Here is a 26121-nt window from a genome sequence, read left to right as displayed (position 1 = left end):
GCCATATACTCCCCCCCACTCCCCCCCCACCGGTAGTCCGGACTGGAAGCCGGAAAGCTATAGGCGGACAGCCGCAACGTATGCGGCCTGACTCAGCCCTATAGGAGGCAGCCCCATGCTGCGCCACCCCCTCACGCAAAACCCCTGGTTCGTCGACTCCGACCACGAATTCGGCCCAGTTTCCCTTTCCCATCTCCACCAGATAGACCGCGCCCGCTACGCCATCCAGACCATCGTCCGCATGGTCGGCAATAGCGCTGCCGAACCCGATGCGACGGGCGCTCCGCCGCTGGATGCCTGGGCAGTGATGGCTTTGATGGGCGGGGTGGAGGGGTTATGCGAGCACATTGGCACCTTGACCGACGCCATGCTTGAACAAGCACAGTCGGGCCAGGGCGATGACGCGGACGGTGACGGTGCGACGCACGACGCGCCCACTTCGATCCAATAGTCATACAAGGCCGAGTTGGGTTAACGTGATCCGCTCGGCAACCCCCAAATCTCCCACCCCGCCATGTTCCAACTACGCCAACTGAAAATCTTCATCGCGGCAGTGGAAACGTTGAGCTTCACGCAAGCCGCCAAACGGGTGCACCTGTCCCAGCCCAGCGTGACGGAACAGGTGAGGGCGCTGGAAGAGACCGTCGGGCAGCCGTTATTCATCCGCCAGAACAATCGCCTGCAACTGACTCCTGCCGGCGAAAAGCTGGCAGTCCGGGCCCGTGAGTTACTCGCCCTGGCTGACGACACTTTCCGCGAGGTTCGCGACAATGCCGCCGATCCGGCCGGCACGATTCGCGTCGCGGCCCCGCAAACGCTGTGCACCAGCATCCTGCTCCCGCAATTGCTGCACTTCGCCGCGACGCACCCCGACGCCCAGGTCGCCGTCCAGGAAAGAAACTCCCAGGCCACCGCCCAGGCCGTGCTCAACGGCACAGCCGATCTGGGGCTGGTGCACGGCTGGCCGGCCAGCGACGCCAATCTGCACGTAGAAGTTATTACCCGGGACATGCCGGTGGTGGTTTTCTCGCTCGGTCATCCCCTTGGCCTATCGTCCGACGTCGTTACCCAGGACGCCCTGGCGGCGTTTCCGCTGATTGTGACGATGGAAGGGTGCCGCTATCGGGAATACCTCGAGGCCCTGTTGCAGGAAGCCCCCGCGCGGCCACGCATCCGTGGTGTTGCCGATAGCGTTCCTGCTTTGATGCAGATGGTGTCCGCCGGACTGGGCGTATCGATCCTGCCCAGAATGGCCATGAACCCGGCCGGGACGATGCCTGATCTGTCGGGAGCGGTGACGAGGTCGTCTGAGACGGCGTCTGGCCTGTCGGGAGGGGTGACGAAGCCTGCCGAGACACCCCCCCGCGTCGAATGGCGTCCGCTGGCGACCCGCAGCGGGGAAGGGCTGCCCATCTGCCTGCTCACCCCGCCCCGGCAACCCGCAAGCCACGTCGCCGCCTTCATCCAAAGAATCCGCCTGGCGGCAACCCCCTCAGACGAGCCGATGCCCGCCGTCCACGTGCAGCACCGTGCCGGTCGTGTAGCCATTGCCAAGTAGAAAGGCAATGGCATCGGCGATGTCGTCGGCGGTGCCCACCCGGCCCACCGGCAGCCGCTCGGCCATCGCTGCCAAAAGCGATTCACTATCCGCGCCCGCGACATCGTTCCAGATGGGTGTGCGTACCCACCCCGGCGAGACGGCGTTGATGCGCAGCGGCGCCAGCTCGACGGCCATGGCACGCACGACGCCTTCCAGGGCGGCATTGATGGCGGCCACGGCGACGCCTTTGGGTCTGGGGCGGTAGGCGGCGATGCCGGACGTGAGGGTGATGGAGCCGTGCGCCGGCATGTGTGGCGCGCCGTGTTTGGCCAGCAGGATGGGCGCAATGACCTTGGAGCGGATGGCGCGGTCCAGCGCGTCCAGGGGCAGCTGCGGCAGCAGCTCGTAGGCGCCGCGGATGTCGGCGGCGGTGCAGATCAGGTGGTCCACAGGACCTGATGCTTCGAACAGGCGCTGGACTTGCGCGTCGTCGGTGACGTCTGCTTGAAGCAGGATGGGGTCGTTGAAGGCTGGCGCTTGCTTGGGTGCCTTGTCGCCCAATGTGCCCAACTGCTCGCGCGCCGCATCAAGCTTGTCGCGAGACCGGCCCACGATCAGCACCTGGCAGTGCATCTTCATTAACCGCGCACTGACGGCCAGGCCCATGCCCGAGTTGCCGCCGACGACCATGACCCGCTGTCCTGCAAGATTGTTGCCCATGTTCCATTCCTTGGAGTCCGTGTGTGGAATGGGCGATGTTGGCGCGACGCTGGGCCAGGCGCCAGCAGGAAGGTCTGATAGGGGTATCGGTCTTGCCGATGTGGCTTGTGGGCCGGTAGTGCTCGACAGCAGGCCGGTTGCCGATCAGTTGCTATTGATCCAGGTCTGCGTGTCCCGGATGAACCACGGCAGATTCAGTCTTTCCCCTTCACCCGTCTGGATGGTGAGGTTCTGACCCGACGACGCCGCGCCGCTGGGCACGGGCTTGGCCGCAGAGGGTGGCCGGCTGCGGTAGTCCATATCGGTGCGCTTGGGCGGGGCATCCGCGCAGGCGGTCAGCGACGCGCAGGCGACGGCAAGCAGGAGTGGAGTGAGGGCGGAACGAAGGGGCTTCATGGTGTACGGATTCCTGCGGGGGGCAAAGGCCGGGGTGCCGAGCAATCAAGGCCTCGTACCCGTTACCTTACTCGCAATGCCACGACCGAGTGCTTGACGAAACATTCGGTGGCGTATCGGCCGCCCGGCCTCGCTTGCGCAGCAGCGCAAGGATGTCGGGCGACCATGTCGACGGGAACACGTTTGGGTCATCGTTTGGCTCACTATTTGGTTCGCCGTGTCGGTCCGTCAGTTCAGCGATTCACGCGGTCAATCTCAGCGCTTCGCCCAATCAATGCTGCCCGGCGCCGGGCACACCCACGATCCTTGCAGCCGTTCCCGGATCTCGGCCAGGCTTTGCTCCACCAGCAACCGGCCATCGCGGAAAACCGGCACCAGCGCGCCGCCTTCCGCTTGTTCAGGCGTCTGCTGGTCATGCAGTACATACCCGGTGGCCGTTTCATCGACCCGCAGCAGGCCCTTGGCCGACCGCTTCACGCCCGAGTCCGTGACCGGGTCCTTCACCAGTTCCTGGGCCTCGCCGTTGACCTCGGCATACGTCGCCTTCAGGGCCCAGCCGAAGGTGTCGCGCGTCAGGTACTGGTAGGTGTACGAGCCGATGCCCAGGACGACGTTGCCGGAGGCAAAGCCCTTCTTCTCCAGCCGCACCAGAATGTCCCGGCCCCGGGCCAAGGTGATCGAATCGCCGTAGATCAGGCCGACGTGCGAGTCCAGCAGCTTGTAGCCGCGGTCGGTGACCGTGCCGCCAAAGGTGTCCCACAGGCATTGCACGGCGCCTTTGACTTCGGGTTCGCGCAGCGTTTGGGCGGCACGTGCGTTCTCGTCCAACCGCCAGTAAATGCCGGTCGCCACATCGCGCACCGCTTCGAAGCCATCGCGACGGGCGGCAACCAGGGCCGCGGCGTCTTCCACACGGGGCACGTCGGTGCAGAAGTAACCGGTCAGGATCTTCGCGGGGTCGCCGGAATCCGGCCGGAACACGACCTTGGCGTTGCCATAGGGATCGGGCTGGCGCGCCAGGATCTCGGCCTTCAACGCCGCCGCAAAGTCCGTAACGACCTGCCAGAAGTCCCAGGTATCCGACACGACCGACACGATGCCGGCCGGATACACCTGGGTGACCAGGCGGCGGATGGTTTCGATTTCGCCTTCCTTGCTGCCCAGGCACATGACCGAGTGCTCGGTGGCCGGGACCGACCCGCCGATGAGTTCGCGGTCCGAATCCGCGCCGTACAGGTCTTCCAGATAGTCAATCGCCGGAATGGTGTCGGTGCCGGTGAACGACAGCAAGTGACCCGCGCCGCTCTTGCGGGCGTCGTACAGGCCCGACATGCCGCGCATCGAGAAGTCGTGGCCTTGCCAGTTGACGAAGTCCATGGGGCTGCCGGTCAGGCGGGCGAAGTAGGTAAGAAGCTTGCGGTATTCAAAGGCGACGGTGGCGACGGTGGAGGCCTTCCAGGATTCGCAGCTGAACAGGGTTTCGATATAGGTCACCAGCCACGCGAATTCCGGGCGGGTGTTGACGAAGGTGACCGGGGGCACGCGGATGTCAACGCGCGCGCCCTCGGGCAGCGAGCGGATTTCCAGGGGCAGGTAGCCCAGTTCGTACAGGGCTTGCAGGTGGTCGACAGTGACGGCGCCCTTGCCCAGCGCGTTGTCCACGCGGCGTTGGTACTGGCGCACGGCCGCGCCCGCGGGCTTGCCGAAGAATTCGCGGTCGAACAGGTCGATCAGGACTTCCTTGATGAAACCCTGCAGGCCGAACCAGACGATCTTGTTGTCGAACAGTTCGGGCAGCACCGGCGCCAGGCGGGCCGAGCGCGGGGTGAAGTTGGCCAGGATCTTGTTGGTGCCCCTGGGGTACTGGAAGGGGTGGCCGGTCTTGTAGAAGTCGGCTTGCAGGAAGGGGTTGATGCCGTTCTTGACGGTGACGGGAGCGGGGGCGTTCATGGTGCGGACTCCTTGATGCGGATGGGCTTAGTTGTGGGTGCCGGCGGGCGCGGGGTTGACGACCGCGGGCGCATCGGCGCCGTCGGAACCGGTCCAGTCGTAGGCGGTGTAGAGGCCGGCATAGCGGGCGTTCAATTCGGCAAAGCCCTTGCTGAAGATGCCGTGCGTGACATACAGGTACAGGGGCTGGCGGGTCTTGTCGCGCAGGGCGGTGGCCAGTTCCAGGAAGGTGCGGCCGCCGTCGCAGATGTCGTCGACGACCAGCACGGGCTGGGCGGGGATGTCGTCGGGCACGCGGGTTTCCGTGATGCGGCCGGTCTGCGGGTCGCGGACTTTTTCGGCGTAGCGCACGTCGGTCACGCCCAGCTTCTTGGCCAGGGCCTGGACGCGCTTGCGGGCGCCGGCGTCGGGCGCCATCAGGGTGACGCCGTTGGCAAAGGCCGGGGCAGCCAGCACGTTCGCCAGGAAGGCGGCGGCATCGACCACGCGCACGCGTTGCAGCAGGGCGGGCGTGACGTCGCTGTGCGGCTCGACTACGGTGACCGTGGCGTATTGCTGGTCGTTGATCAACTTGCAGAACACGGCCGCGCCGAGGGCTTCGCCGGGATTGCAGACGCGGTCCTGGCGGGCATAGGGCACGTAGGGCATGTCCAGGTGCACGGGCACGGCCGGGTTCAGGCGGCGCAGGGCGTCGGTCAGCAGCAGCAGCTGCATGACGTCGTCGGCCGATTTCAGCAGCGCGTGGATGCGGAATTCGCTGGCCGCATCGGCCTGGGCTTGCAAGGCGGCGGGCACGGTGACCTGGCTTTCGCCGCCGGGGAACACGAACGCGGCCGGCGTGGCGCGCCGGGGTTGTCCTTCTACTACCGCTGTGAGGGTGAACATGATCAGGCCTTAGTGGCAAATTAAAACTAAGCGAGGCCAGTATAAGCCTACTTATTGTTTATTTGCAACTATGTTGGATTCAAGGGAAAGGGGTAACGCTTATCCGACGCTGCGGTCGAACAAGGTGAAGTCTTTCAGGCGGTACAGGCGCGCAGGGCGTTGGGCGCCCAGCACGTAGTCCTCGGTGGCCTGCAGCACGTCCCAGGCTTCCATCTTGCGGCGGAAGTTGGATTTCTCCAGCCGGGTCTGCAGGATGGCTTCGTAGGTGTGCTGCAACTCGGTCAGCGTGAAGCGTTCCGGCAACAGGAAGAAGGGCAAGGTGGAATAGCTGGATTTACCGCGCAGGCGGGCGACGGCAGCGGCCACGATGTCCGCGTGGTCGAACGCCAGCGGCGGCAGGGCGTCCACATTGACGAACTGGAAGCCGGCTTGCGGGGTGGCTTCCAGTTCGGCGGCGGGCACCAGCGCGACGTAGGAAACGGACAGCGACCACTTGCGCGGATCGCGGTCCGGGCCGGAGAAGACCTGCAATTGCTCCAGGTAGCGCGGCTCGAACCCGGTCTTGTCGCGCAGCACGCGGCGGATGCTGGCTTCGGTGCTGGGGTCTTCGTCCACATGCACGACGCCGCCCGGCAGGGCCATGGCGCCCTTGAAGGGCGCGCGGTCGCGCGGCTGCAAGGCGATTTCCAGGCGGGACTCGCGCAAGGTCAGCAAGACGGCGTCGACGGTGACGAGGGGCAGGGGGTAATCCAAAAGCGGCTCCGCGCGTGAAACTTCGGGGTAAGGTGCCACTATGTGGAGAATTGGTCAATCCAGGCCTGCAATCCGGGTTGGCGTTGCGAGGCTTACCTTGCCTTTCAGGTGCGCAGGGCCCACCACCCGTGAAGCCCCACATACATGCCGACCGCAATGATCAGCACGCTGGACAGGTAGGGCGCCCGGCGAGTCAGTGTGCTGAACCAGGGCGCGCGGCGGGTCACGTGGCGCACGCTCAGTGCGGCAACGGCGCCCACGGTCACCAGGGTGATGGCCAGGCCGATGGAAAAGCACAGCACCAATACGGCCCCCAGCGTAAATGCCTTGAGCTGCAGGCACAGCAGCAGGACGGTGATGGCCGCGGGGCAGGGGATCAGGCCGCCTGTCAGGCCGAACATCGCGATCTGCCAGTTGGTCACGCTGCGGTTGGCGAACCGCCGGCGGATGTCGTTGGCGTGGGCCAGCGCATGGGCATCCTGGTGCCCGCCGCTCGCCACGTCCAGCGCCCGAAGTTCTTCGTGCATCGGGTCGTGCTGGTGTTCATCGGGCTCCATGAAGGCGATGTCATAGCTGTGCGCATGGCCGCGATGGGTCAACGTCAGGCGTGCCATGAATGCGTGCGGTTCGGGAATGACGTCCACAGACTCCAGATAGCCGTCCCGCTGCGTGAATCGGAAGGTCTGCTGGCGACCGTCGGGGCGTTCGGTTGTCGCGACGACGTCCCGCGGCGGCCAGGCGTCGCCTTGCAGGCAGGTGAGCCGCCACCGAGGCGGCACGCCCTGTTCGAACAACTCCAGGGCGACGCGGCCATGTCCGGTGTCGATGTCGTGCCGCGCCGTATCTTGCGGGCAATGTGCATGGCCGTGAGCAGCGTCATGGTCATGTGCGTGGGCGTGTTGTTCGCGCCAGGTGCGCCAGAACATCCACCCTGCGATCAACACGATCAGCGCGCCCGAGGCCAGCTGGAAGTAGGGCTCCAGCGCCTCGGCGGCCACGCCTTGCCAGAGATACATGCCGCCCAGTCCGATTCCCCAGACGATCAGCGTGTGCGAGAGCGTGGCGGTCAGCCCCAGCAGCACGGCCTGTCCGACGGTGCCACGGATGGCGACGATGAACGCCGCCATCATCGTCTTGGAATGCCCGGGCTCCAGGCCGTGCAGGGCGCCCAGCAGGATGGCGCTGGGAATGAACAGCCAGGCGTGCGAGGCGCCCTGGGCAATCAAGTCGGAAAACGACAGCATGGGTCACGCCTTACAGATACTTGGTGATGGCCTTGAATTCGTCGATCGTGCGCTGCTTGTCCGGGTCCAGTTCGCCCACCGCGTCCTGCAGGCAGTGATCGATATGGTCCTGGATCAGGATCTTCTTGGCTTGCGCAATGGCCTTCTCGACGGCGTGCAGCTGCTGGGCCAGGTCCAGGCAGGAACGCTGCTCGTCCATCATTTGCAGAATGCTGCGCAAATGGCCTTCGGCCCGTTTCAGGCGTTTGGCGACGGCATCGTGATGGTGGTGAGGATCAGGTTTCGTCATGCGGTGATCGTATCCTCCCCGGGGGGATATGGAGGCCAAAACCCTGTGGGCGACCCGGAAACCATTGCGGTCTATAAAAATGCAGATTACGCTACAAAAAAAGTAGCAATATCTACAACATATCTGTAGAGATTCCCCATGGACTGGTTGACGCTGATTCTCTCGATGCCCACGGAAAACGCCACCGCCCGGATGCGGGCCTGGCGTGCGTTGAAATCCTGCGGTGCCGCCGTGTTGCGCGACGGGGTCTACCTATTGCCAGCGCGGGACGCCAGCCAGGAAACCTTGAACACCATCGCCCAGGACGTGCACGAGAACGGCGGCACGGCCTACCTCGCCCGCGCCGAGTTTGTCGGCACGGACCCCACGCCGTTGCAGGCCTTGTTTGACCGGTCGGCGGACTATGGCGAGCTGATGCAGGCCATCGGGCCGATCCGGCAGGCGCTGTCCGCCGACACGGCCATGGACACCCTCAAGCAGTTGCGCAAGCTGCGCAAGACGTACGCTCAGTTGGCCGAGATCGATTTCTTCCCGGGCGAGGCGCAGCGGCAGGCCAACGCGGCGCTGCTGGACCTGGAAGCGGGCGCCAACCGTGCGCTGGGCGCGGACGAGCCGCAAGCGGTCGATGCGGAGATTGCCCGATTGGCGGTGGATGACTATCAAGGCCGGGTCTGGGCGACTCGTGCACGCCCTTGGGTGGACCGCCTGGCCAGCGCGTGGCTGATCCGGCGTCGTATCGATGCGCGGGCTCGCATCGTGTGGCTGGCATCGCCGGCCGCTTGCCCGCCGGACGCGCTGGGGTTCGATTTCGATGGCGCCCGGTTTTCGCATGTGGGGGCAAAGGTGACCTTTGAGCATCTGGTGGCCGCCTTTGGCTTGCACAGCCCCGGCCTGGACCGGATCGGCGCCATCGTCCACTTCCTGGATCTGGGCGGCGTGCAGCCGCCGGAAGCGGCTGGCGTGGAGCAGGTGCTTGCGGGGCTGCGGGCAACGGTGGCGGACGACGATCAGTTGCTAGCCCTGGCCGGGGCGGTGTTCGACGGGCTGCTGGCCAGTTTTGAGCAAGAGGGCCGGTCATGACGGCCCGCGCACCAGACGCCTCCGTCCCGGCCGCCGAGCCGGGCGATAAGCCGCTGCAACGACCGCAACCGGTCAGCTTCCGGCAGGCGCTGTGGTTCTGGCTGAAGCTGGGGTTCGTCAGCTTTGGCGGCCCGGCCGGCCAGATCGCCATCATGCACACCGAACTGGTGGAACGCCGCCGCTGGATCAGCGAACGGCGCTTTCTGCATGCGCTGAATTACTGCATGTTGCTGCCCGGGCCCGAGGCGCAGCAACTGGCCACCTACATCGGATGGCTGCTGCACCGGACCCGGGGCGGAATCGTCGCCGGCGGCCTGTTCGTCCTGCCGTCGCTGTTTGTCCTGATCGCGCTTTCCTGGATCTACATCGCCTGGGGGGATATTCCGGTGATCGCAGGCCTGTTCTACGGCATCAAGCCGGCCGTCACCGCCATCGTCCTGCATGCGGCGCATCGCATTGGATCCCGCGCGCTGAAAAACGCCGTTCTCTGGAGCATCGCGGGCGCGGCGTTCGTGGCGATTTTCGCGCTGAAGCTGCCGTTTCCGTTGATCGTGGCCATAGCCGCGCTGGTTGGCTGGGCGGGCGGTCGGCGATGGCCCGGATATTTCGATGGCGGCTCGCGTCATGGCGCCGGTGCGCAAGGCTATGGCCCCGCATTGATCGACGACGACACGCCCACACCGGAACATGCCCGCTTTCGCTGGAACCGCCTGGCCTGGATCGTGGGCATCGGGGCCGTGCTGTGGGCCGCGCCGATGGCGGCGCTGACCGCGCTTTACGGCTGGCAGGGCGCCTACACCCAGATGGGCTGGTTCTTCACCAAGGCCGCGTACCTGACCTTCGGCGGCGCCTATGCGGTCCTGCCGTACATCTACCAGGGGGCCGTTGACCACTATGCGTGGCTGACGCCCGTGCAGATGATCGATGGCCTGGCGTTGGGCGAGACCACGCCGGGCCCATTGATCATGGTGGTTGCTTTTGTCGGGTTCATCGGCGGCTACAGCCATGGCCTGCTCGGCCCGGACGCCTTGTTCCTGGCGGGCGCCCTGGCCGCCTGCATCGTGACCTGGTTTACATTCCTGCCGTCGTTCCTGTTCATTCTTGCCGGCGGTCCGCTGGTCGAAGCCACCAAGGAAGACTTGAAATTCACGGCTCCCCTGACGGCCGTTACCGCGGCGGTGGTGGGCGTCATCTTGAACCTGGCCGTGTTCTTCGGCTACCACGTCATGTGGCCGCAGGGGCTGGCGGGGGCTTTCGATTGGGGATCGGCGCTGATCGCAGTGGGGGCTGCGGTGGGATTGTTCCGGTTCAAGCGCGGCGTGATCCAGGTCATTGCGGCTTGTGCCGTCGTCGGATTGGCGGTGAAGCTTGCGCTGTGAGGGGGGCGCGAGAACCGTGTTGTGGACGCGCACTTGTGACAGGCAGCCAAACGTCGACGTCCAGCAAGAGCGTGTCTAGGCCCCGTGCGACGCACTCAACATATCGATCCGCCGCCGGTGGCGGGCACCGTCAAAGGCGGTGTGCAAGAAAGCGCTGACACATTCACGCGCCACCTCGGTTCCGATAATCCGGCTACCCAGCGCCAGGACGTTGGCATCGTTATGCTGGCGGCTCAGGCGCGCCATGGTGGCATCGGTGCACAAGGCCGCCCTGACGGCCGGATAGCGGTTCGCGGCAATCGAGATGCCGATGCCTGAGCCGCAAATCACGATCCCGGTCTTGGCGCTGCCATCGGTGATGGCTTGCCCCATGGCGTATCCGAAATCGGGGTAATCGACGGACGCTTCGCTATGCGTTCCAAGGTCCAGCCACTCGACGTCCTGGAACGCCTTTTTCAGCTTTTCCTTGAGTTCGTAGCCGGCGTGATCGGAGGCAATGGCAATTTTCATCGGGTCTTTCGCGATCATGTTGGGGCATGCATGAATGGGCGCGGCAAGGCTTGTCGTGCAGTCCAGCGGTTCACTTGCCACGATAGGAATTTTTCCGTTGTCGGATTGGCAGCGCAGGCCGCCGCGCGTTTGGATGCCAGGAATTGCACGCTGCTGGCGTGCCGATTGTAGTCTGACAATTCTCTATCCAGAGGGGCGGTTTGCCATGCCTCAGACTAGAATTCCCTGACTTCACGATGTGCCGTTGCAGACCACAGTTTCCACAGGTTCGAGCCGTTAGCCAGAGACCATAACGACATGCCATCCAAGAAATCGCTGCGCATCGACCTGCGGCGCTTGATCCTCGTGCTTGCCGTACTGTCCGCGTTGGGCACCTTGGCCAACGGGCTTTACGCGGCGTACCGCGTGCAGCGCCAGGTGCTGATCGACCACTCCCTGCAGACCAGCCGCGCGTATGCCGCGAAAGTCGCTTCGGGCATTGGCGAATTCCTGCGGTCGGCGCAGCAGCAGCTGGCCTATAGCGCCGGCATTCTAGGGCGTGGTTTCGAGGATCCGGACGTTCTGCATGCGGAGGTGCGGCGTCTGCAGATGCAGGACAGGGGGTTTAACGCCGTGGGCGTGGCCGATGCCTCGGGCCGCGTACTGGCGGCCACGCCAGACGGCAAGGAGATGGACGGCAGGATCCTGCAGTCGCCCGGGGTGCAGGATGCCCTGGCGTTGCGGCGTCCGACCATCAGTCAGGCCTACAACACCGACGCGGGCAGGCTGGTGGTCTTCATTTCGCATCCCATCGTGGACGCCAAGGGCACCTACCTGGGCTTCGTGGGCGGTGCGATCTACCTGCGCCTGGAAGGCGTCTTGCATACCGTGATCGGCAGCCACTATTACCAGGGCAATGTGCGGGCCTATGTGGTGGACGGCAACCGGCGCCTGCTCTATCACACGGACGCGTCCCGGGTCGGGCAACTGGTCGGCCCCAACCCGGTGGTGGATGCCGTGCTGGAAGGCAAGGACGGCATGGCGCAGATGCTCAATTCAGAAGGGCAGGAGGTGCTGGCCGGGTATGCGGACGTGCCCCTGGCCAATTGGGGCGTGGTGGCCCAGCAGAACAGTCAGTTGGCGCTGGCCGGGTTGAATGGCCTGATGAAACAGGTGCTGATCGGCATTGCGCCGCTCAGCCTGCTGGGACTGGCCATGATCTGGTGGCTGACGTCCATGATTTCGCGGCCCTTGAACCAATTGGCCGAAGCCGCGCATCAGATGACGGACCCGGCGACGCCCGAGCGAATCCGGGGCGTGCGGTCGTGGTATTTCGAGGCCGAGCACATCCGCCATGCCTTGCTCAAAGGGCTGGCGCTGATGCAGGAAAAGCTGGGCCGGCTCAATGTCGCGGCCACGACGGACCCGCTGACCGGGCTATTGAACCGGCGCGCCATGACCGAGGCCCTGACGGCGCTGGAGGACTCCGGGCAGCCTTTCTCGGTCATTGTGCTGGACATCGACCATTTCAAGCGGGTCAACGACACCTACGGACACGACGCGGGCGACGAGGTGCTGGCCACGTTGGGCGCGTTGATACGGCAATGCTCGCGCAGCGGCGACTTGCCCTGCCGGGTGGGCGGCGAGGAGTTCACGTTGCTGGTGCCCGGCGCGCCGGTCGACACGGCGGTGCAGGTGGGCGAGCGCTTGCGGCGGTTGGTGGAGCAGACGCGCCTGAACCGGGTCGGCACCGTGACCATTTCACTGGGCGTGGCGCGCTGGCAGCCTGGCGCGGGGACGGTGGCCGATGCGCTCAAGCAAGCCGACCAGCGCCTGTATCAGGCCAAACAGCAAGGGCGCAACCGCCTGGTGGCGACCGGCCAGCCCTGAGCCACGACCCAGGCGGCGGCCGGTTTCGTCACGGGCAGTCGCGCGCCGGGCAAGGGGCGCAGTCGCCGCCTATCGGCCGTATGACCTTGGCCGGATTTCCAGCCACCAGCGTGTTGGCCGGTACGTCGCGCGTGACAACGGAACCCGCCCCAACCACCGAGTTTTCGCCCACCGTGACCCCGGCAATGATCGTGGCGCCAGCGGCGATCCAGACGTTTTTTTCAATGACGATGGGTTTGGCGGTGACGCAGCGGCGACGTTGCTCTGGGTCCAGGGGATGGCCCGAGGTCATCAGGCTGACGTTCGGCCCGATCATGACGTCATCGGCGATATCGATGCCGCCCAGGTCGTACATCGTGCAATTCTGGTTGATGAAGACGTTGCGCCCGATCCGGATGTTTTCGCCCCCCGTGGTGTAGAACGGGGGAATCAACGAAAAACTTTCATCCACGGTCTGGCCGATGAGTTCGCTGAACACTGCGCGGATGTCGTCGGCGTTGTCGTAAGTCAGGCGATTGAGCACCGGCGTGATCCGCAGGGCTCGTTTGACGCTGGCGACCATTGCGGCCGATTCCGGGGTTTGGCTTGAGATGATCCGGGTGTCGGGCGGCAGGGCAGGCTTGGGCATGGCTGTCAGGAAAGAGGTCTGGAGGGAGGCTTATTTATCGGCCTTCGCCGGCCTGCTGCTGCTGCTGCTGCGCTTTCTGAACTGCGCGGCCTTATAGCGGTTGCCGCATTGCGCCATGCTGCACCAGCGCCGCTTGTGCGCCTTGGTGCGGTCGTAGAACCACAGGATGCAGTCCGGGTGTTCGCACTGTTTGACCAGCGAGAAATCCCCGTCGATAAGCAACTGCGCCGTGGCTTCGGCAACCGGCCCCAGCAGGGACGCGATCGCGTCGCCGTGGGCGCGGCGGGCAAGCGTGACGTTGCCGGCGTCATCGCGTTCCAGGTGCGGCGACGTCTGATACCCCTGCAGGTAGGCATTCAAGCGCTCGACGTCGACGTCGTGGCCGGCCTTGCGGGCCGCGATCAGGTCATGCACCACCGTGCGCAGCTGCTTGCCCTGGGTCAACAAGTCCTGGGCGGCGACGCGTGGACGCTTGGCCGGCGGGGCGACGTGATGCCGCTCCAGCCAGCGCAGGACGTCGTCGCCGGTATGCCAGTAGTCCACGACCTGGCCGTCGCTGCGCGCCTGCGTGTTGAGCAGATCCATGGCGAGGTGGTCGCCCACCATGGGGGCTTCGGCGGGGGCGCCTGAGGGGCGGGTGTCGGTGTCGCGCATGCAGTAACCTATTAAATATTGGTTGACAGGTTATCACGGCTTCGGCAGACTGCGCAAAAGTAACTCATTAAAGTTAATTTAAGTGGTTACTTAAAACGCCGTCATCTATCCCAAGGAACCGCCATGAATGCCAACAATTCCTCTCCCGCCGTCGATACCCTCCCAGCCGCGACGGCCGTGGACCACCCCGTGCACGTGCGCCACGCATCCCTGCAAGTGCAGGGCGTCAGCGTGTTCTACCGTGAAGCCGGTTCTGCCGAGGCGCCCGCCGTCCTGCTGCTGCATGGCTTTGGCGCGTCGTCGTACATGTTTCGCGAGTTGATCCCCGTCCTGGCGCGCCACTATCACGTGATCGCCCCGGATCTGCCGGGCTTTGGCCAGACGTCCGTGCTGCCTGGGGTCGATTTCGATTACACGTTCGACAACCTGACCTCGGTGATCGACGCGTTTACCGAAGCCAAGGGCCTGACCCGCTACGCCTTGTATGTGTTCGATTACGGCGCGCCGGTGGGCTGGCGCCTGGCCGTGAAGCACCCGGCCAGGATCAGCGCCATCGTCAGCCAGAACGGCAATGCCTACGAGGAAGGCTTGAGCGCAGGGTGGGCGGACATGCGCCGCGCGTGGGAAGCCCCGACCGCGGAAAACCGCGAAGCCCTGCGCCGGTTCAACACGCCGGACATGATCAAGTGGCAATACACGGAAGGGGTGCGAGACACGTCGCTGATCGCGCCCGAGACCTATCAGCTGACGTCAGCGGCCATCGAGCGGATCGGCGTCGAGCCGCAGATGGATCTGTTGCTGGACTACGGCAGCAACGTCAAGCAGTACGCGCAACTGCATGCGTTCTTGCGCGAGCATCAACCGCCGACGCTGGCGATCTGGGGCAAGAATGATCCGTTCTTCGTGCCGGCGGGGGCCGAAGCGTTCAAGCGCGACAATCCCCGCGCAGAGGTGCGGTTTCTGGATACGGGCCATTTCGCGATTGAAACCCACGGGGCGGATATCGCGGCGGGCATGCTGGAATTCTTGAACCGTAATGTGTCGCGGTAGGTGGATGGCGGTTATCGCGGGTTGCCGGCATCGCCCCGGCGGCCTCTGCCATCAACGCTGCAGGCAGCTCGCGATTTCCGTCTTCAGCCGGTCCATTTCTTTATCCACGCCAAGATCCGCGCAGTAGGCGCCGGCGCCGCGCAAAGACAAAGTCAGCGTGGCCGGCGTTTGCTGCGAGACGTCGGCCCGCAAACGGAAGCCGGCGACATTGGACGCGCCGTATTGCTGGGTTTCGAGCACGCCTGCATGGACATCCCGGATGGCGTGGCCCGTGTCGGCATAGCGGGCGCGGTCGGGGCTGTTGATGGACGCTTGATCGACGCAGATAAAGACCTTTTCGACCGGTGTGTCCGGCGGCACGGCGATCGTGGCGCGTTTGCTGGGACCGAATGCGTCGCACAGCGCGGTGGACGTCGAGCATCCGGTCAGCCATACGGACAGCGCCAATGTCATGGGCAATTTGCCACGCCACGGTTTCTGGACGGAAGTCCTGCGTTGGCCAACCATGTTCGTGATCTCCCAAGGTGCCAGGGTTTTCAATTATCCGCGCGATTATCCGAGGGCAGTGGCCGATAAGCCAGCCCTGGGGCGCTTTGCAAGGGATTCTAGCGCGCAGTTGATGGACGCCGACGCGGCGATAAGGAGCCACTGCCCGCTGCACCAAATTCGGTAGAATGCGCTGGGAGCCGACCGCAGCGGGTTGCGTGGCATTGCGTCGGTTATCACGGGGCCAGGCGGGGAGGGCGCGGTTGGCCTGCCGTACTGGCCAATGACTCAATTCAAAAAGAGAGAGAAGCCAGTGTCACTTTTGCGCCTTGGTGTGTTTGCCGCCGCAACCCTGCTGTCGGGGTGCGCGATGCTCAATCAGAACCGCACGGCCGATTTGTCGCCCGAACTGCGGGATGCTTTTGAAACCGAGCTGTATTGCACCGGCGACGCTCAGTGCAAACTGATGTGGGAACGCGCTGTTTACTACGTGGCGACCACGTCGCGCTGGAGTCTGCAGGCGCAGACCAACAACCTGATTGAAACGGAAGGCGTGCCGAATAATTATTACGCCCTGGGCTACAGCATTACCCGTGAACCCATGGGCGAAGGGCGCTATCGCATCGAGACGCGCGCCTGGTGCGGTTTGAAACGGTCGCAATGCCGTCCGCACGCCGATGAAGGCGTGGCGCGGGCCAAGTTCTATATCCGCACCGGCAAGAAAGCCGCGTGACCGGCTGGCGTTCCAGGCTCGCATGGCGAGCCGGTAACGCTATTTGGCGCAATCGCGATACGCGACGCCGAGCATGGCCATCAGTACAAACGTGACCGGCACGCACAGCAAGATGCCCAGTGCGCCGAGATACGCGTGGCCATCCGTAAGGTTGCGCCGCAGCTCGACCAGGTCGCTATTGAAATAGCCGGCCACCGCCACCAGCACAAGCACCATCAGCATCAGCGGCCAGCGGGGATACTGCGTGGCGGCGCGCTGGGTGCGAAAGCCGTATTCGCCCGTTGCCGCCACGCGCGGCAGGCACGGGCCATAGGCGGCCAGCAGGTAGCTGACGGGCACCCAGATCAGCAGTTGCACGGCGATCAGCGCCACCCAGAACCACGCGTCCTGCGCGCCGTTGAGCAAGATATAGACAATGAAAGGGATATCGCCGTTGGCGCGCGTCAGGAGCGCAACCGGGATGGCGAAAGCGGCCAGCAGCGCCAGGTGCCGCGCTTCGGCGGTCGTGCCGCGTGCAGCGCTGGCGCGGGCAGCATCGCCCAGGACGACAACCCGATGCCAGGCAAAGGTCATTTTTGCGAAGGCGATAAGGTTGACCAGCGCCAGCAAGATCCATAGCCAATCGATGGGCTGATACAGGGCCGAGGTCATCAGGGCGAAGGGCAGCGACAGCGTGAAGATGGCCAATGACCATGGCGCGGTGCCCAGCATGGCGCCGCCCTGGCGGCGCAGGGTGCTTGCGGTGGCAGCGATAAAACGACCAGCCCCGAGTGTGTTCGGCACAAGATTCCTTTGGGCGAAATAATGGGCCTCGTTTATACCTCAGCCGCCGGATCAGATATGAATAATGGTTTCAGACTGAGTGCATTATTGTCGGGCGGCAAACAGAGGCTTGCCCTGTGCCGCCCGGTGGCGGTTTTGCCGGCGCCGATAATCAGCGCGCCGCCGCCAAGGCGCCCATCGCCTGGCGCATGAATGCCAGCGTGGCGTCGTCGGTCCAGGTGCCGGCCGTGAGCGCGGGCTCGGTCATGAGCGCATGGCGGAATTTCGCGTGGGTCGCGGGGTTGTCGCCAGCGTAGGTGCGAAACAGTTCCAGCCATTGCCGTGCAAGCTCGAGCCCGGTGGAAGAACCAGGCGCATGTCCGGCGTCGATCGCATCCCGCACCCGCGCCATCAGGGCCGGCCATTCGCCGACGCGGTCGTGATAATGCGCCCGCATGAAGCGGGCTTCTTCCGGCGTCAGGTGCTTTTCATACAGCTGCAGCTTGCTTTCGGAGAAGGCGCGCACGATGTAGTCGCGCATGGCCGGCGAAATACCGATGTGCTCCTGCATGGCCGGTTCCTGCTCGTGCATCTGGTTCAATTTCACGAGCAGGCGCGGGTCGCGGTTGGTATCGCGCAGCAGTAGCGTCATCCAGCGTAGCGCCAGCGCTTGAGACTGCGTGTCCTCGGGCGGGGCGCCGCTGTCCATCTGTTGCCGCACTTCCTTGATCAGCGCGATCCAGCCGGCGTCACCGTCGCGGCTGCGGCCGTACAGGGGCAAGCGCGCCAGCTCGTCCTGGGAAAAATACTTGTCGTACATGGTCATCAGTTCCAGCGTGGTCAGCCAATCGGCCAGCTCCGGCTCCGCACCCATCGCCAACTGGCCTTGCAGCTGCGCGAGGCGTTCGCGCAGCCTGGCGGCCTGTTGGATCTGGCGGTCGAGCATCGCGATCTGTTTGGCGATGATCTCGTTCAGCGGGGTGCCGGGCTGGTCCAGGTAAGCGCCGATTTCCGCCAGCGGCAGTCCGAAGCGACGCAATGCCTGGATCTGATGCAGCCGGGCGATGTCGTCGCGGCCGTATAGCCGGTAGCCGTTGTCGGCGCGCGCCGAAGGCGCCAGCAGGCCGATCGCGTGATAGTGGTGCAGCGTGCGGACGGTCAGTCCGCTGCGCTTGGCCAGTTCTCCTACTTTCAGTCGCATGGGGTTCCTTCGTTGAGGGCGCAGCCCGCACTTTTGGGCATGACGTTACGTCAGGGTCAAGGGTGCTTGATCAAAGGCTCTGCAGGAAGGCGACCAGCGCCTGGTTCACCGCCTGCGGCGCCTCTTGCTGCAGCCAGTGGCCTGCCCCGGGGATGATCTGGGTGGCGCGCAGTTGGGGAACCAGGCGGGGCATGGCCTTGATGATCTGGTCCATGCCGGGGATGGCCAGGCCGGTGTCGCGTTCGCCAACCAGATACAAGGCGGGCACGTTGACCCGCTTGCCTTCCAGCGCGCCTTGCAGCGCCCAATTGCGATCCAGGTTGCGGTAGTAGTTCAGGCCGCCGCGAAAGCCGCTGGTTTTGTAGCTTTGGACGAAGGTAGCCAGGTCGGCCTCGGTCAGCCAGGCCGGCAGCGTCTTGGGTACCGGCAGCGGATCGAGCAGGCCGCGGCCCGTGGCGACCATGCCGAAGGGGTTGGGCGTGGTCGGGTCATTGCGCGGCCCGGCGTCGCCGGATGCGGCGAAGTAGATGGCGCGCAGGGTGGCGTCGACGTCGCGTTCGAATTCCTGTTCGGCGACGCCCGGTTCGTTGAAGTAGTGGGTGTAGAAGGCGGCGGACTCGGTCTTGGGGAACAGGCGGCTGGGCGGCATGGGCGCGCGGCCCATCATGGGAACGCCCAGCGCGGCCACGACCCGGAAACGATCGGGCCGCAATTGCGCAGCCTGCCAGGCGATGTTGGCGCCCCAATCGCCGCCGACGATCACGGCGTTGTCCGCGCCTTCGCTGTCGAGCAGCGCGATCAGGTCGCCGATGACGTCCAGCGTCGTGAAGGCAGCCACGTCCGCCGGGCTTTCGCTGGCGCCGTAGCCGCGCAGATCGGGCGCCACGGCGCGAAATCCCGCCTGTGCCAGGGCAGGCAACTGGTGGCGCCAGGCGTATGACGTTTCGGGAAAGCCATGGCACAGCAGGACGAGCGGGCCTTCGCCCTGTGCGGTGACATGGAGCGTGATGCCGTTGACGGTCACATCGCGGGTTTGCTGATCAATCATGAGGGGCTCGCAGGCAGTATCCAGTCCGGATATAATACCGTAACAGTTAGAGTTACGGTATTGCCTCATGGCCAATGACACGCGTTTTGCCCGCTTGCTGCATGTGTTGATCCACATGCACCTGCGCGGCGGCACGACCACTTCCGGCACGCTTGCCCAGATGCTGCATACCAACGAAGTCGTGGTGCGCCGAACCATGGCGGCGTTGCGCACGGCCGGTATGGTCACGTCCACCGGGGGGCGCAATGGCGGGTGGGCGTTGGCCAGGACCCTGGACACGATCACCGCGCGGGAGGTGTACGAGGCTATCGCGCACGGCGCCGTGTTCACCCTCGGTCCGGCCGAGGACAACCCGGCGTGTCCGGTGGAGCGGGCGGCGAACCAGTTGGTGGCGGATTCGTTGCGGGAGGGGGAACGGGCCGTGTTGCAGTACCTGGGCGAGACACGGCTGTCGGACCTGGCCGAGCGCATCGTGGCCGGCCAGGCCGGCGAGGGTCACTGAGCCGGTCTGCGGCAGCTATTCATCCTGCGGCGGCATGCGTTCGGCGAACTCGCGCGCCGACAAGCTGAAATCATCGATCAAGGCGTCGGCCAATTCCGGGCAGACGCTATCCTGCATCCGCCGCAGCCAGTGGCAGAAATCCGCAAAGAACGCGTCGGTCGCCGTGGTCAGCGCGAACACGCCCGAATCCGTATGGGTCAGCGCCAGGGCGGCGACGATGCGCTGGAATTGCGTGGGATGGGCGGCGATATGGCGCGGCGGCACCTGCATCAGGGCCCGGATCAGCTTCATTTCTTGCGCCAGATCCATGATGGTGGGCTGGCTGGCGAGTTGCTTGCCGAGGGTATGGATGTCCATGGACGTCTCCGTATCCACGAAAATAATTCGTGGATAACTGGGAATTTATATCGTTTTGAGGAATAGGGCGCGCGGCTTTGTAATGCGGGTTCGCTTAACGCCGTTCACGCTTTGAAGAATTCTCTCCTTATGAATCCCATCGGATACCGCATTCTCCCCCGCTCCGCGCCGGCCGTCTCCGCCGACGTGCTGGCGGGTTTTGCCGCCATCGGGTCGGCCCAGATCAGCGACTGCATGAATCGCCTGTACGGCGTGGCCGGGCTGCGGCCGCTGCACGGCGGCACCCAGCGCACGGTCGGCCTGGCGCTGACCGTCAAGACCCGTCCGGGCGATAACCTGATGATCCACAAGGCGATTTCGCTGGGTGGCGCGGGCGACGTGATCGTGGTCGACGGCGCAGGCGACACCAGCAATGCGCTGGTCGGCGAGCTGATGATGATGGATGCACAGGGCCGCGGCATCGCCGGCTTTGTGATCGACGGCGCCGTGCGCGACCTGGATGTGTTTGCGCAGGGGCAGTTCGGCTGCTTTGCGCGGGCGGTGTCGCACAAAGGGCCGTACAAGGATGGCCCCGGCGAGATCAATGTGCCGGTGTCGGTGGGCGGCCAGGTGGTCAATCCCGGCGACGTGGTGGTGGGTGACGCCGACGGCGTGGTGGTGATTCCCGCCGAACACGCCGAAGCGGTGCTGGCGTTGGCCGTCAAGAAAGAGGCCGACGAGGCCGTGGCCAAGGAAAAGCTGCGCGCCGGCACCTATACGAAGCCGTGGCTGGAAAAGACGCTGGCCGAGAAGATGGGGGCGGCGAAATGAGCCAGGCCACTTCTTCCACCAGCATCATTGCCGACCGCATCAAGCGCATCAAGCTGTCGCCCAGCGTGGCGGCCCGCGCGATCATCGCGGAACTGCGCGAGCAGGGCCGCCGGATCATCGATCTGACGATTGGCGAGCCGGACTTTTCCACGCCGGAACACATCCGCCAGGCTGCGACCGCCGCGATGAACCGCGGTGAAACCAAGTATCCGCCGGCCCAGGGCACGGTGGCGCTGCGCAAGGCCGCCCGCTCGCATCTGCTGGACGCAACCGGAGTGGACTATCCGGTGGCCCGGATCATCGTCAGCACGGGCGCCAAGCAGGTGATTTTCAACGGCCTGGCCGCGACGCTCAATGACGGCGACGAGGTGCTGATTCCCGCGCCGTTCTGGGTGTCGTACCCGGACATGGTGCTGGTCAACGGCGGGGTGCCGGTGGCGGTGCAGACGACGCCGGCCACGGATTACAAGCTGACGCCGGACGCGTTGGAACGGGCCATCACGCCGCGCACCAAGTGGCTGATGATGAACGCGCCCAGCAATCCGACGGGGTCGGTCTATACGGCCAACGAACTGCGCGGGCTGACCGAGGTGCTCAAGCGTCATCCGCACGTCTGGCTGATGACGGACGATATTTATGCGCGCCTGAATTTCACGGACACGCCCACCGTGCATCCGCTGCAGGTCGCGCCGGAACTGGCCGCGCGCACGCTGGTGGTCAACGGCGTGTCCAAGGCCTATGCGATGACGGGCTGGCGCATTGGTTATGGCGCGGGGCCGGACGAACTGATCAAGGCGATGGCGATCCTGCAATCGCAAAGCACGTCGGGCGCCTCGTCGGTCAGCCAGGCGGCCGCGCTGGAGGCGCTGTCGGGCCCGCAGGATTGCGTGGCGGAATTCGCGCGGGTGTTCCGCGAGCGCCGCGACCTGGCGGTGGCCGAATTGTCGGGCGCGCCGGGGCTGGCTATCGTGGTGCCGCAAGGCGCGTTCTACGTGTTTCCGGATTGCTCGGGCTTGCTGGGCAAGCAGACGCCCGCCGGCGAGGTGATCCGCAATGATACGGACCTGACGCACTATCTGCTGCGCGAGGCCGGGGTGGCGGTGATCGACGGCCACGCGTATGGTGCGCCGGGAACGTTCCGGCTGTCGTTCGCGGCATCGTTGGACGATATCCGCCAAGGCTGCTCGGCGATCCGCGCGGCTTGCGCCAAGCTCGCATAGGGCCACGGCCCGCGAATGCGCGGGCCGGTTTTTTTTGTTTTTTTGTTCTGACTACAAACACAAGGGGAATCAACCATGACATACCGTTCACGCATCGCCGCCTGCCTGGGCCTGGCCACGCTGCTGCTGGGCGCCGCCGCCCAGGCCGATCAGGTGGCGGACATCAAGGCCCGCGGGGAGTTGATCTGCGGCACGCTGGGCACGTCGCAACCGTTCAGCTTCCAGGACGGCGCATCGCGCCAACTGGTGGGCTATGACGTCGACGTGTGCAAGCTGGTGGCCGACAAGCTGGGCGTGAAGGTCAGCTACAAGCTGCTGTCGGTGGCGGCCCGCGTGCCCGAGCTGAACGAAGGCCGGGTCGACATCCTGGCGGCCAACCTGGGCTATTCGCCGGACCGCGCGCAGCAGATCGCGTTCAGCCACGCCTATTACGTCAGCCCGCAAAAGCTGCTGGTGCGCAAGGACTCGGGTCTGGACACGATCGAATCGCTGAACGGCCGCCGCATCGGCGCGACCAAGGGTTCGAGTTCGGAACGCGAGATCAAGCGCATCCTGGACAAGTCGCAGGTCATTGGCTACGGCGACAGCTCGGCCACGTACCTGGCGCTGCAGCAAAAGAAGGTGGATGCGCAGTTTGCCTCGGAACTGGTGCTGGTGCGGCTGGTGCTGCAAAGCCCGCCGACGGCGCCGGTCAGCGTGATCGCTAAGTCGGTGTTCGACGAGCCCTGGGGCCTGGGCGTGCGCAAGACGGAGCAGGCGTTCCTGCAAGTGGTGAACCAGGCGCTGGACGAAGCTGAAAGCTCGGGCGCGGCCGCGCAGCTGTTCGACAAGTGGTTTGGCGCGCAGACGCCGTACAAGCTGGAGCGCGGCTTCAAGATCGGTCCCATCGCGGGTTGAGCGGCGGTTCCGTTTCATGAGCCTACTTGACGCTTCCCAATACCAACTGCTGGCCAGTGGCATGGTGGTGACGCTGCAGCTGTTCCTGGTGTCCTGGGTGATGGCCTTCACGATCGCGGTGCTGCTTGTCGTGGTGCGGGCCACCAACGTGGCGCCGTGCCGCTGGCTGGTCGACGCCTATGTGGAATACCACCGCAACGTGCCGCTGCTGGTGCAGGTGCTGTTCTGGTATTTCGGCATGCCGGAGCTGCTGCCGGAAGGTTTCCGGCTGTGGCTGTACCAGCACAACGCCGAGATGTCGCTGGCGGCCATTGCCCTGGCGCTGGGGTCCGCCGCGTACATCGCGGAGGACATCCGCAGCGGGCTGCGCGCCATTCCGGGCACGCAGTTCGAGGCGGCCCGGGCGCTGGGCGCCAGCTATCTGCAATGCATGCGTTTCGTGATCGTGCCGCAGGCGGTGCGCATTTCTATCCCGCCGCTGGTGGGCCGGGCCTTGCTGCTGTTCAAGAACACCAGCGTGGCCATGGCCATCGGCGTGATGGAACTGACCTACCAGGCGCGCGAAATCGAAAACGAGACTTACCGCACCTTCGCCACGTTCGGCGCGGCCACCATCATGTACCTGTTGGGATCGTTCCTGATCATGCTGATCGGATCGCGCATCTATGCCCGCTACCGTCTGAACCGGGGAGGCCACGGTGCTTGATCTCTTGTTGCAATACTGGCCCACGCTGCTGGTCGGCCAATACCCCAACGGCCCCTTGGGCGGCCTGGCGCTGACGCTGATCCTGGCGGCCTGCGGCCTGGCGTTATCGTTGCCGCTGGCGCTGGCCATCGCGCTGGCGCGGGTCAGCCCCTATGGCTGGCTGCGCGTGGCCAGCAAGACGCTGGTCAATGTGGTGCGGGGCATGCCGCTCTTGATGCTGATCTTCTGGGCCTATTTCGTGGTGCCCAAGCTGACGGGGCAGGTGATCAGCGGCTTCTGGACGCTGATCGCCGCGCTGGTGGTGTACGAAAGCGCCTATCTGTCGGAGGTGATCCGCTCGGGCATCGAGGCGGTGCCGCGCGGCCAGATCGAGGCGTCGCGCTCGCTGGGCGTGGGCTACTGGACGACGATGCGCCGCGTGGTGCTGCCGCAGGCGCTGTTCAACGTGCTGCCCAGCCTGACCAGCCAATTCGTGTCGACGGTGAAGGAGACGTCGCTGGGGTATGTGATCAGCGTGAACGAACTGACGTTCGCAGCCAACCAGGTCAACAACCTGGTGCTGACGCAGCCGCTGCAGGTGTTCGGCATCCTGGCGATTATCTATTTCGTGGTGTGCTTCAGCCTGAGCCGCGGCCTGTCCTGGCTGGACCTGCGCATCCGCCGCCAACGCGCCATGGCCTGAGCCGGCGCTCGGGTCTTAACGGAATTTCATCATGATCAAGCTTGAGAAAGTCAATAAATGGTACGGCGAGCACCACGTCCTGAAAGACGTGGACTTGTCGGTGGCGCGCGGCGAGGTGCTGGTGGTGTGCGGGCCGTCGGGCTCGGGCAAGTCCACCATGATCCGCACGGTCAACCGGCTCGAGCCGATCGAGAAGGGCCGCATCCTGATCGACGGCGCCGACATCTATGCCAAGGGCGCGAACCTGAACGCGCTGCGCCAGAAAATCGGCTTCGTGTTCCAGCAGTTCAACCTGTTTCCGCACATGAGCGTGCTGGAAAACGTGATCTTCGCGCCGGTCAGCATCCGCAAGCAGCCGCGCAAGGACGCGGTGGAACTGGCCCGCCAGTTGCTGGCGCGGGTGGGACTGGAGCACAAGATCGACGCCTACCCGGGATCGCTGTCCGGCGGCCAGCAGCAACGCGTGGCGATCGCGCGGGCGTTGGCGCTGCAACCGCCGGTGATGCTGTTCGACGAGCCGACCAGCGCGCTGGACCCCGAAATGGTGGGCGAGGTGCTGCAGGTGATGAAGGGCTTGGCCAAGGACGGCATGACCATGGTCTGCGTGACCCACGAAATGGGGTTTGCACGCGACGTCTGCGACCGGGTGGTGTTCATGGACGCGGGCGAGATCCTGGAAGTGGATACGCCGGAACGCTTTTTCAGCGCGCCGGCCCATCCCCGGGCGCAGCGCTTCCTGGCGGATATCCTGCATCCGCGCGGGTAGATGGCGCCGGCCGCTCCGGCTTGCACGGGCCGGGGCGGCGGCTTGTCGCGGTCGACGATAATGTGAGGGTTTCCATGCGATTCGCATCTACCGCCGCGATGTACACCCTTAAACAGCTAGAGGCTTTCTACTGGAGCTCGCAACTGGGCAGCTTCAGCGCGTCGTCGCGCAAGCTGCACACGACCCAGTCGGCGGTGGCCAAGCGGGTGGGCGAGCTCGAAGCCTTTGCCGGTTCGCCGCTGTTTGAGCGCCGCGCCAAGAAGCTGGTCATGACGCCGCAGGGCAGGAAGCTGTTCGAACTGGCCCGCGAGATGCTGGACCTGAACAGCCGCATCGTACAGAACATGGCCGACCCGGCCAGCTTCGAAGGGGTGGTACGGCTGGGCGTGACCGAGCTGGTCGGCATGACCTGGCTGGCGCGGCTGGTCAGCCAGATCAGCCTGCGCTATCCGCGGGTGCAACTGATGCCGGAGATCGATGGCGGCATCACGCTGTACGAACGCCTGGAACAGGACCAGCTGGACCTGGCGATCATGCCGGGCCCGTTCTGGAGCTACCAGTACGACTGCGTGCACCTGGGGGCCGTGACCAACGTCTGGATGGCCAGCCCGGCGCTGGACATCGATTTCTCGGCGCGCCTGGCGCCCCAGGATCTGGCGCCGTATCCGGTGATTTCGCAGCCGACCAATTCGGCGTTGTCGCACCTGTACGACGCCTGGTTCGCCGAGCAGGGCCTGCCGGTCAAGCGGGTGCTGACCTGCAACAGCCTGGGGATGATGGCCCAGCTGACCATGCTGGGCCTGGGCATCAGCTACCTGCCGGGCGCGTATTTCGCGCCGCTGGTCGAGCGCGGCGCGCTGTGCCAGCTGGACGTGAAACCCGACCTGCCCACCATCAACTACTACGCGGTGCACAAGAAGAATATCGTCAACCCGGTGGTGTCGCGGGTGATCGATATTGCGCGCGAGGAATGCGGCTTCGAGGTGGCGGGGGCGTTCTTGCCG

Annotated in this window: 30 protein-coding genes; 15 read left to right on the top strand and 15 right to left on the bottom strand. The window is 65.0% G+C overall.

Annotation, left to right across the window (positions count from 1 at the left end; genetic code table 11):
* Positions 1-115: 115 nt before the first annotated feature.
* Together A9974_RS11625 and A9974_RS11620 are read left to right on the top strand one after the other, a co-directional pair.
* Positions 116-451, top strand: coding sequence for a hypothetical protein (locus A9974_RS11625; RefSeq protein ID WP_183004239.1), 336 nt, complete (start codon positions 116-118; stop codon positions 449-451).
* A gap of 63 nt (positions 452-514) precedes the next feature.
* Positions 515-1558 carry a LysR family transcriptional regulator gene (locus A9974_RS11620; protein WP_183004238.1) on the top strand — a complete coding sequence of 348 codons (1044 nt, stop codon included), beginning with the start codon at positions 515-517 and terminating at the stop codon, positions 1556-1558.
* On the opposite strand, the gene A9974_RS11615 is transcribed toward A9974_RS11620, so the two are convergent.
* The 7 genes from A9974_RS11615 to A9974_RS11585 form a co-directional block, all read right to left on the bottom strand.
* Positions 1493-2260 carry an SDR family oxidoreductase gene (locus A9974_RS11615; protein ID WP_183004237.1) on the bottom strand — a complete coding sequence of 256 codons (768 nt, stop codon included), beginning with the start codon at positions 2258-2260 and terminating at the stop codon, positions 1493-1495. The genes A9974_RS11620 and A9974_RS11615 overlap by 66 nt on opposite strands.
* A 144-nt stretch (positions 2261-2404) precedes the next feature.
* On the bottom strand, positions 2405-2656 hold the full coding sequence (locus A9974_RS11610) for a hypothetical protein (RefSeq protein ID WP_183004236.1): 252 nt from the start codon (positions 2654-2656) through the stop codon (positions 2405-2407).
* Positions 2657-2911: 255 nt separating this feature from the next.
* Positions 2912-4606, bottom strand: a complete 1695-nt coding sequence (locus A9974_RS11605) for a nicotinate phosphoribosyltransferase (protein ID WP_183004235.1) — start codon at positions 4604-4606, stop codon at positions 2912-2914.
* A 27-nt stretch (positions 4607-4633) separates the two neighbouring features.
* Entirely contained in the window at positions 4634-5491 is an 858-nt protein-coding gene (gene prs / locus A9974_RS11600; protein WP_183004234.1) for a ribose-phosphate diphosphokinase, read from the bottom strand.
* 99 nt (positions 5492-5590) lie between these two features.
* The gene (locus A9974_RS11595) at positions 5591-6244 is read right to left on the bottom strand and encodes an NUDIX domain-containing protein (RefSeq protein ID WP_183004233.1); all 654 of its coding nucleotides are present in this window, start codon (positions 6242-6244) and stop codon (positions 5591-5593) included.
* A 104-nt stretch (positions 6245-6348) separates the two neighbouring features.
* The gene (locus A9974_RS11590; RefSeq protein WP_183004232.1) at positions 6349-7488 is read right to left on the bottom strand and encodes a nickel/cobalt efflux transporter; all 1140 of its coding nucleotides are present in this window, start codon (positions 7486-7488) and stop codon (positions 6349-6351) included.
* Positions 7489-7498: 10 nt separating this feature from the next.
* The gene (locus A9974_RS11585) at positions 7499-7777 is read right to left on the bottom strand and encodes a metal-sensing transcriptional repressor (protein ID WP_183004231.1); all 279 of its coding nucleotides are present in this window, start codon (positions 7775-7777) and stop codon (positions 7499-7501) included.
* Between the two features lie 138 nt (positions 7778-7915).
* Between A9974_RS11585 and A9974_RS11580 the strand changes: the two genes are divergently transcribed.
* Both A9974_RS11580 and chrA read left to right on the top strand, forming a co-directional pair.
* Entirely contained in the window at positions 7916-8857 is a 942-nt protein-coding gene (locus A9974_RS11580) for a chromate resistance protein ChrB domain-containing protein (RefSeq protein WP_183004230.1), read from the top strand.
* The gene (gene chrA / locus A9974_RS11575) at positions 8854-10236 is read left to right on the top strand and encodes a chromate efflux transporter (protein ID WP_183004229.1); all 1383 of its coding nucleotides are present in this window, start codon (positions 8854-8856) and stop codon (positions 10234-10236) included. The genes A9974_RS11580 and chrA overlap by 4 nt, the downstream gene beginning before the upstream one ends.
* Positions 10237-10311: 75 nt before the next feature.
* Here chrA and rpiB read toward each other — a convergent pair whose 3' ends face one another.
* Positions 10312-10764: a ribose 5-phosphate isomerase B gene (gene rpiB / locus A9974_RS11570; protein ID WP_255468135.1), complete on the bottom strand. Its 453-nt coding sequence runs from the start codon at positions 10762-10764 to the stop codon at positions 10312-10314.
* 279 nt (positions 10765-11043) lie between these two features.
* On the opposite strand from rpiB, the gene A9974_RS11565 reads away from it, so the two are divergent.
* Positions 11044-12615, top strand: coding sequence for a sensor domain-containing diguanylate cyclase (locus tag A9974_RS11565; protein ID WP_183004228.1), 1572 nt, complete (start codon positions 11044-11046; stop codon positions 12613-12615).
* 28 nt (positions 12616-12643) lie between these two features.
* On the opposite strand, the gene A9974_RS11560 is transcribed toward A9974_RS11565, so the two are convergent.
* Positions 12644-13243 (bottom strand): sugar O-acetyltransferase, encoded by a 600-nt coding sequence (locus A9974_RS11560; RefSeq protein WP_220805923.1) that lies wholly within the window; start codon positions 13241-13243, stop codon positions 12644-12646.
* A gap of 30 nt (positions 13244-13273) precedes the next feature.
* Positions 13274-13897 (bottom strand): ABATE domain-containing protein, encoded by a 624-nt coding sequence (locus A9974_RS11555; protein ID WP_183004227.1) that lies wholly within the window; start codon positions 13895-13897, stop codon positions 13274-13276.
* A gap of 123 nt (positions 13898-14020) precedes the next feature.
* Between A9974_RS11555 and A9974_RS11550 the strand changes: the two genes are divergently transcribed.
* Complete coding sequence (locus tag A9974_RS11550; RefSeq protein ID WP_183004226.1) at positions 14021-14947, top strand: alpha/beta fold hydrolase; 927 nt, start codon at positions 14021-14023, stop codon at positions 14945-14947.
* 51 nt (positions 14948-14998) lie between these two features.
* Here A9974_RS11550 and A9974_RS11545 read toward each other — a convergent pair whose 3' ends face one another.
* Positions 14999-15400 (bottom strand): hypothetical protein, encoded by a 402-nt coding sequence (locus A9974_RS11545; RefSeq protein ID WP_255468134.1) that lies wholly within the window; start codon positions 15398-15400, stop codon positions 14999-15001.
* A gap of 316 nt (positions 15401-15716) precedes the next feature.
* Between A9974_RS11545 and A9974_RS11540 the strand changes: the two genes are divergently transcribed.
* Entirely contained in the window at positions 15717-16166 is a 450-nt protein-coding gene (locus tag A9974_RS11540; RefSeq protein ID WP_183004225.1) for a hypothetical protein, read from the top strand.
* A 39-nt stretch (positions 16167-16205) separates the two neighbouring features.
* Here A9974_RS11540 and A9974_RS11535 read toward each other — a convergent pair whose 3' ends face one another.
* From A9974_RS11535 to A9974_RS11525, 3 genes are all read right to left on the bottom strand, one after another.
* Positions 16206-16949 carry a hypothetical protein gene (locus tag A9974_RS11535; protein ID WP_370539616.1) on the bottom strand — a complete coding sequence of 248 codons (744 nt, stop codon included), beginning with the start codon at positions 16947-16949 and terminating at the stop codon, positions 16206-16208.
* Positions 16950-17100: 151 nt separating this feature from the next.
* The gene (locus A9974_RS11530) at positions 17101-18129 is read right to left on the bottom strand and encodes a MerR family transcriptional regulator (RefSeq protein WP_183004224.1); all 1029 of its coding nucleotides are present in this window, start codon (positions 18127-18129) and stop codon (positions 17101-17103) included.
* Positions 18130-18199: 70 nt separating this feature from the next.
* A complete protein-coding gene (locus A9974_RS11525; protein WP_183004223.1) occupies positions 18200-19177 on the bottom strand; it encodes an alpha/beta fold hydrolase in 978 nt (325 codons plus the stop codon).
* 67 nt (positions 19178-19244) lie between these two features.
* Here A9974_RS11525 and A9974_RS11520 point away from each other — a divergent pair, with 67 nt between their 5' ends.
* Positions 19245-19679 carry an Rrf2 family transcriptional regulator gene (locus A9974_RS11520; protein WP_183004222.1) on the top strand — a complete coding sequence of 145 codons (435 nt, stop codon included), beginning with the start codon at positions 19245-19247 and terminating at the stop codon, positions 19677-19679.
* A gap of 15 nt (positions 19680-19694) precedes the next feature.
* On the opposite strand, the gene A9974_RS11515 is transcribed toward A9974_RS11520, so the two are convergent.
* Positions 19695-20036, bottom strand: a complete 342-nt coding sequence (locus A9974_RS11515; RefSeq protein ID WP_183004221.1) for a hypothetical protein — start codon at positions 20034-20036, stop codon at positions 19695-19697.
* A 129-nt stretch (positions 20037-20165) separates the two neighbouring features.
* Here A9974_RS11515 and A9974_RS11510 point away from each other — a divergent pair, with 129 nt between their 5' ends.
* From A9974_RS11510 to A9974_RS11480, 7 genes are all read left to right on the top strand, one after another.
* Complete coding sequence (locus tag A9974_RS11510; protein ID WP_183004220.1) at positions 20166-20846, top strand: RraA family protein; 681 nt, start codon at positions 20166-20168, stop codon at positions 20844-20846.
* Positions 20843-22066: an aminotransferase class I/II-fold pyridoxal phosphate-dependent enzyme gene (locus A9974_RS11505; protein WP_183004219.1), complete on the top strand. Its 1224-nt coding sequence runs from the start codon at positions 20843-20845 to the stop codon at positions 22064-22066. Before A9974_RS11510 ends, A9974_RS11505 begins: the two co-directional genes overlap by 4 nt.
* A gap of 75 nt (positions 22067-22141) precedes the next feature.
* On the top strand, positions 22142-22963 hold the full coding sequence (locus A9974_RS11500) for an ABC transporter substrate-binding protein (RefSeq protein WP_255468133.1): 822 nt from the start codon (positions 22142-22144) through the stop codon (positions 22961-22963).
* Between the two features lie 16 nt (positions 22964-22979).
* Positions 22980-23669, top strand: a complete 690-nt coding sequence (locus A9974_RS11495) for an amino acid ABC transporter permease (RefSeq protein WP_183004218.1) — start codon at positions 22980-22982, stop codon at positions 23667-23669.
* Entirely contained in the window at positions 23662-24351 is a 690-nt protein-coding gene (locus A9974_RS11490; protein ID WP_025140471.1) for an amino acid ABC transporter permease, read from the top strand. The genes A9974_RS11495 and A9974_RS11490 overlap by 8 nt, the downstream gene beginning before the upstream one ends.
* Before the next feature lie 31 nt (positions 24352-24382).
* A complete protein-coding gene (locus tag A9974_RS11485; protein ID WP_183004217.1) occupies positions 24383-25117 on the top strand; it encodes an amino acid ABC transporter ATP-binding protein in 735 nt (244 codons plus the stop codon).
* A 74-nt stretch (positions 25118-25191) separates the two neighbouring features.
* On the top strand, positions 25192-26121 hold a 930-nt coding region (locus A9974_RS11480; RefSeq protein ID WP_255468132.1), incomplete at its 3' end, for a LysR family transcriptional regulator.

This window comes from Achromobacter sp. UMC71, from assembly GCF_014170305.1.
Classification (GTDB): domain Bacteria; phylum Pseudomonadota; class Gammaproteobacteria; order Burkholderiales; family Burkholderiaceae_B; genus Achromobacter.
The sequence above is the reverse complement of the archived record's forward strand: the minus strand, read 5'-3'. Positions and strand labels throughout refer to the sequence as shown.

Coding starts and splice junctions, on each gene's coding strand:
- A9974_RS11625 (WP_183004239.1), top strand. CDS start 116: ATGCTGCGCCACCCCCTCACGCAAAACCCCTGGTTCGTCGACTCCGAC.
- A9974_RS11620 (WP_183004238.1), top strand. CDS start 515: ATGTTCCAACTACGCCAACTGAAAATCTTCATCGCGGCAGTGGAAACG.
- A9974_RS11615 (WP_183004237.1), bottom strand. CDS start 2,260: ATGGGCAACAATCTTGCAGGACAGCGGGTCATGGTCGTCGGCGGCAAC.
- A9974_RS11610 (WP_183004236.1), bottom strand. CDS start 2,656: ATGAAGCCCCTTCGTTCCGCCCTCACTCCACTCCTGCTTGCCGTCGCC.
- A9974_RS11605 (WP_183004235.1), bottom strand. CDS start 4,606: ATGAACGCCCCCGCTCCCGTCACCGTCAAGAACGGCATCAACCCCTTC.
- prs (WP_183004234.1), bottom strand. CDS start 5,491: ATGTTCACCCTCACAGCGGTAGTAGAAGGACAACCCCGGCGCGCCACG.
- A9974_RS11590 (WP_183004232.1), bottom strand. CDS start 7,488: ATGCTGTCGTTTTCCGACTTGATTGCCCAGGGCGCCTCGCACGCCTGG.
- A9974_RS11585 (WP_183004231.1), bottom strand. CDS start 7,777: ATGACGAAACCTGATCCTCACCACCATCACGATGCCGTCGCCAAACGC.
- A9974_RS11580 (WP_183004230.1), top strand. CDS start 7,916: ATGGACTGGTTGACGCTGATTCTCTCGATGCCCACGGAAAACGCCACC.
- chrA (WP_183004229.1), top strand. CDS start 8,854: ATGACGGCCCGCGCACCAGACGCCTCCGTCCCGGCCGCCGAGCCGGGC.
- rpiB (WP_255468135.1), bottom strand. CDS start 10,764: ATGATCGCGAAAGACCCGATGAAAATTGCCATTGCCTCCGATCACGCC.
- A9974_RS11565 (WP_183004228.1), top strand. CDS start 11,044: ATGCCATCCAAGAAATCGCTGCGCATCGACCTGCGGCGCTTGATCCTC.
- A9974_RS11560 (WP_220805923.1), bottom strand. CDS start 13,243: ATGCCCAAGCCTGCCCTGCCGCCCGACACCCGGATCATCTCAAGCCAA.
- A9974_RS11555 (WP_183004227.1), bottom strand. CDS start 13,897: ATGCGCGACACCGACACCCGCCCCTCAGGCGCCCCCGCCGAAGCCCCC.
- A9974_RS11550 (WP_183004226.1), top strand. CDS start 14,021: ATGAATGCCAACAATTCCTCTCCCGCCGTCGATACCCTCCCAGCCGCG.
- A9974_RS11545 (WP_255468134.1), bottom strand. CDS start 15,400: ATGACATTGGCGCTGTCCGTATGGCTGACCGGATGCTCGACGTCCACC.
- A9974_RS11540 (WP_183004225.1), top strand. CDS start 15,717: ATGACTCAATTCAAAAAGAGAGAGAAGCCAGTGTCACTTTTGCGCCTT.
- A9974_RS11530 (WP_183004224.1), bottom strand. CDS start 18,129: ATGCGACTGAAAGTAGGAGAACTGGCCAAGCGCAGCGGACTGACCGTC.
- A9974_RS11525 (WP_183004223.1), bottom strand. CDS start 19,177: ATGATTGATCAGCAAACCCGCGATGTGACCGTCAACGGCATCACGCTC.
- A9974_RS11520 (WP_183004222.1), top strand. CDS start 19,245: ATGGCCAATGACACGCGTTTTGCCCGCTTGCTGCATGTGTTGATCCAC.
- A9974_RS11515 (WP_183004221.1), bottom strand. CDS start 20,036: ATGGACATCCATACCCTCGGCAAGCAACTCGCCAGCCAGCCCACCATC.
- A9974_RS11510 (WP_183004220.1), top strand. CDS start 20,166: ATGAATCCCATCGGATACCGCATTCTCCCCCGCTCCGCGCCGGCCGTC.
- A9974_RS11505 (WP_183004219.1), top strand. CDS start 20,843: ATGAGCCAGGCCACTTCTTCCACCAGCATCATTGCCGACCGCATCAAG.
- A9974_RS11500 (WP_255468133.1), top strand. CDS start 22,142: ATGACATACCGTTCACGCATCGCCGCCTGCCTGGGCCTGGCCACGCTG.
- A9974_RS11495 (WP_183004218.1), top strand. CDS start 22,980: ATGAGCCTACTTGACGCTTCCCAATACCAACTGCTGGCCAGTGGCATG.
- A9974_RS11485 (WP_183004217.1), top strand. CDS start 24,383: ATGATCAAGCTTGAGAAAGTCAATAAATGGTACGGCGAGCACCACGTC.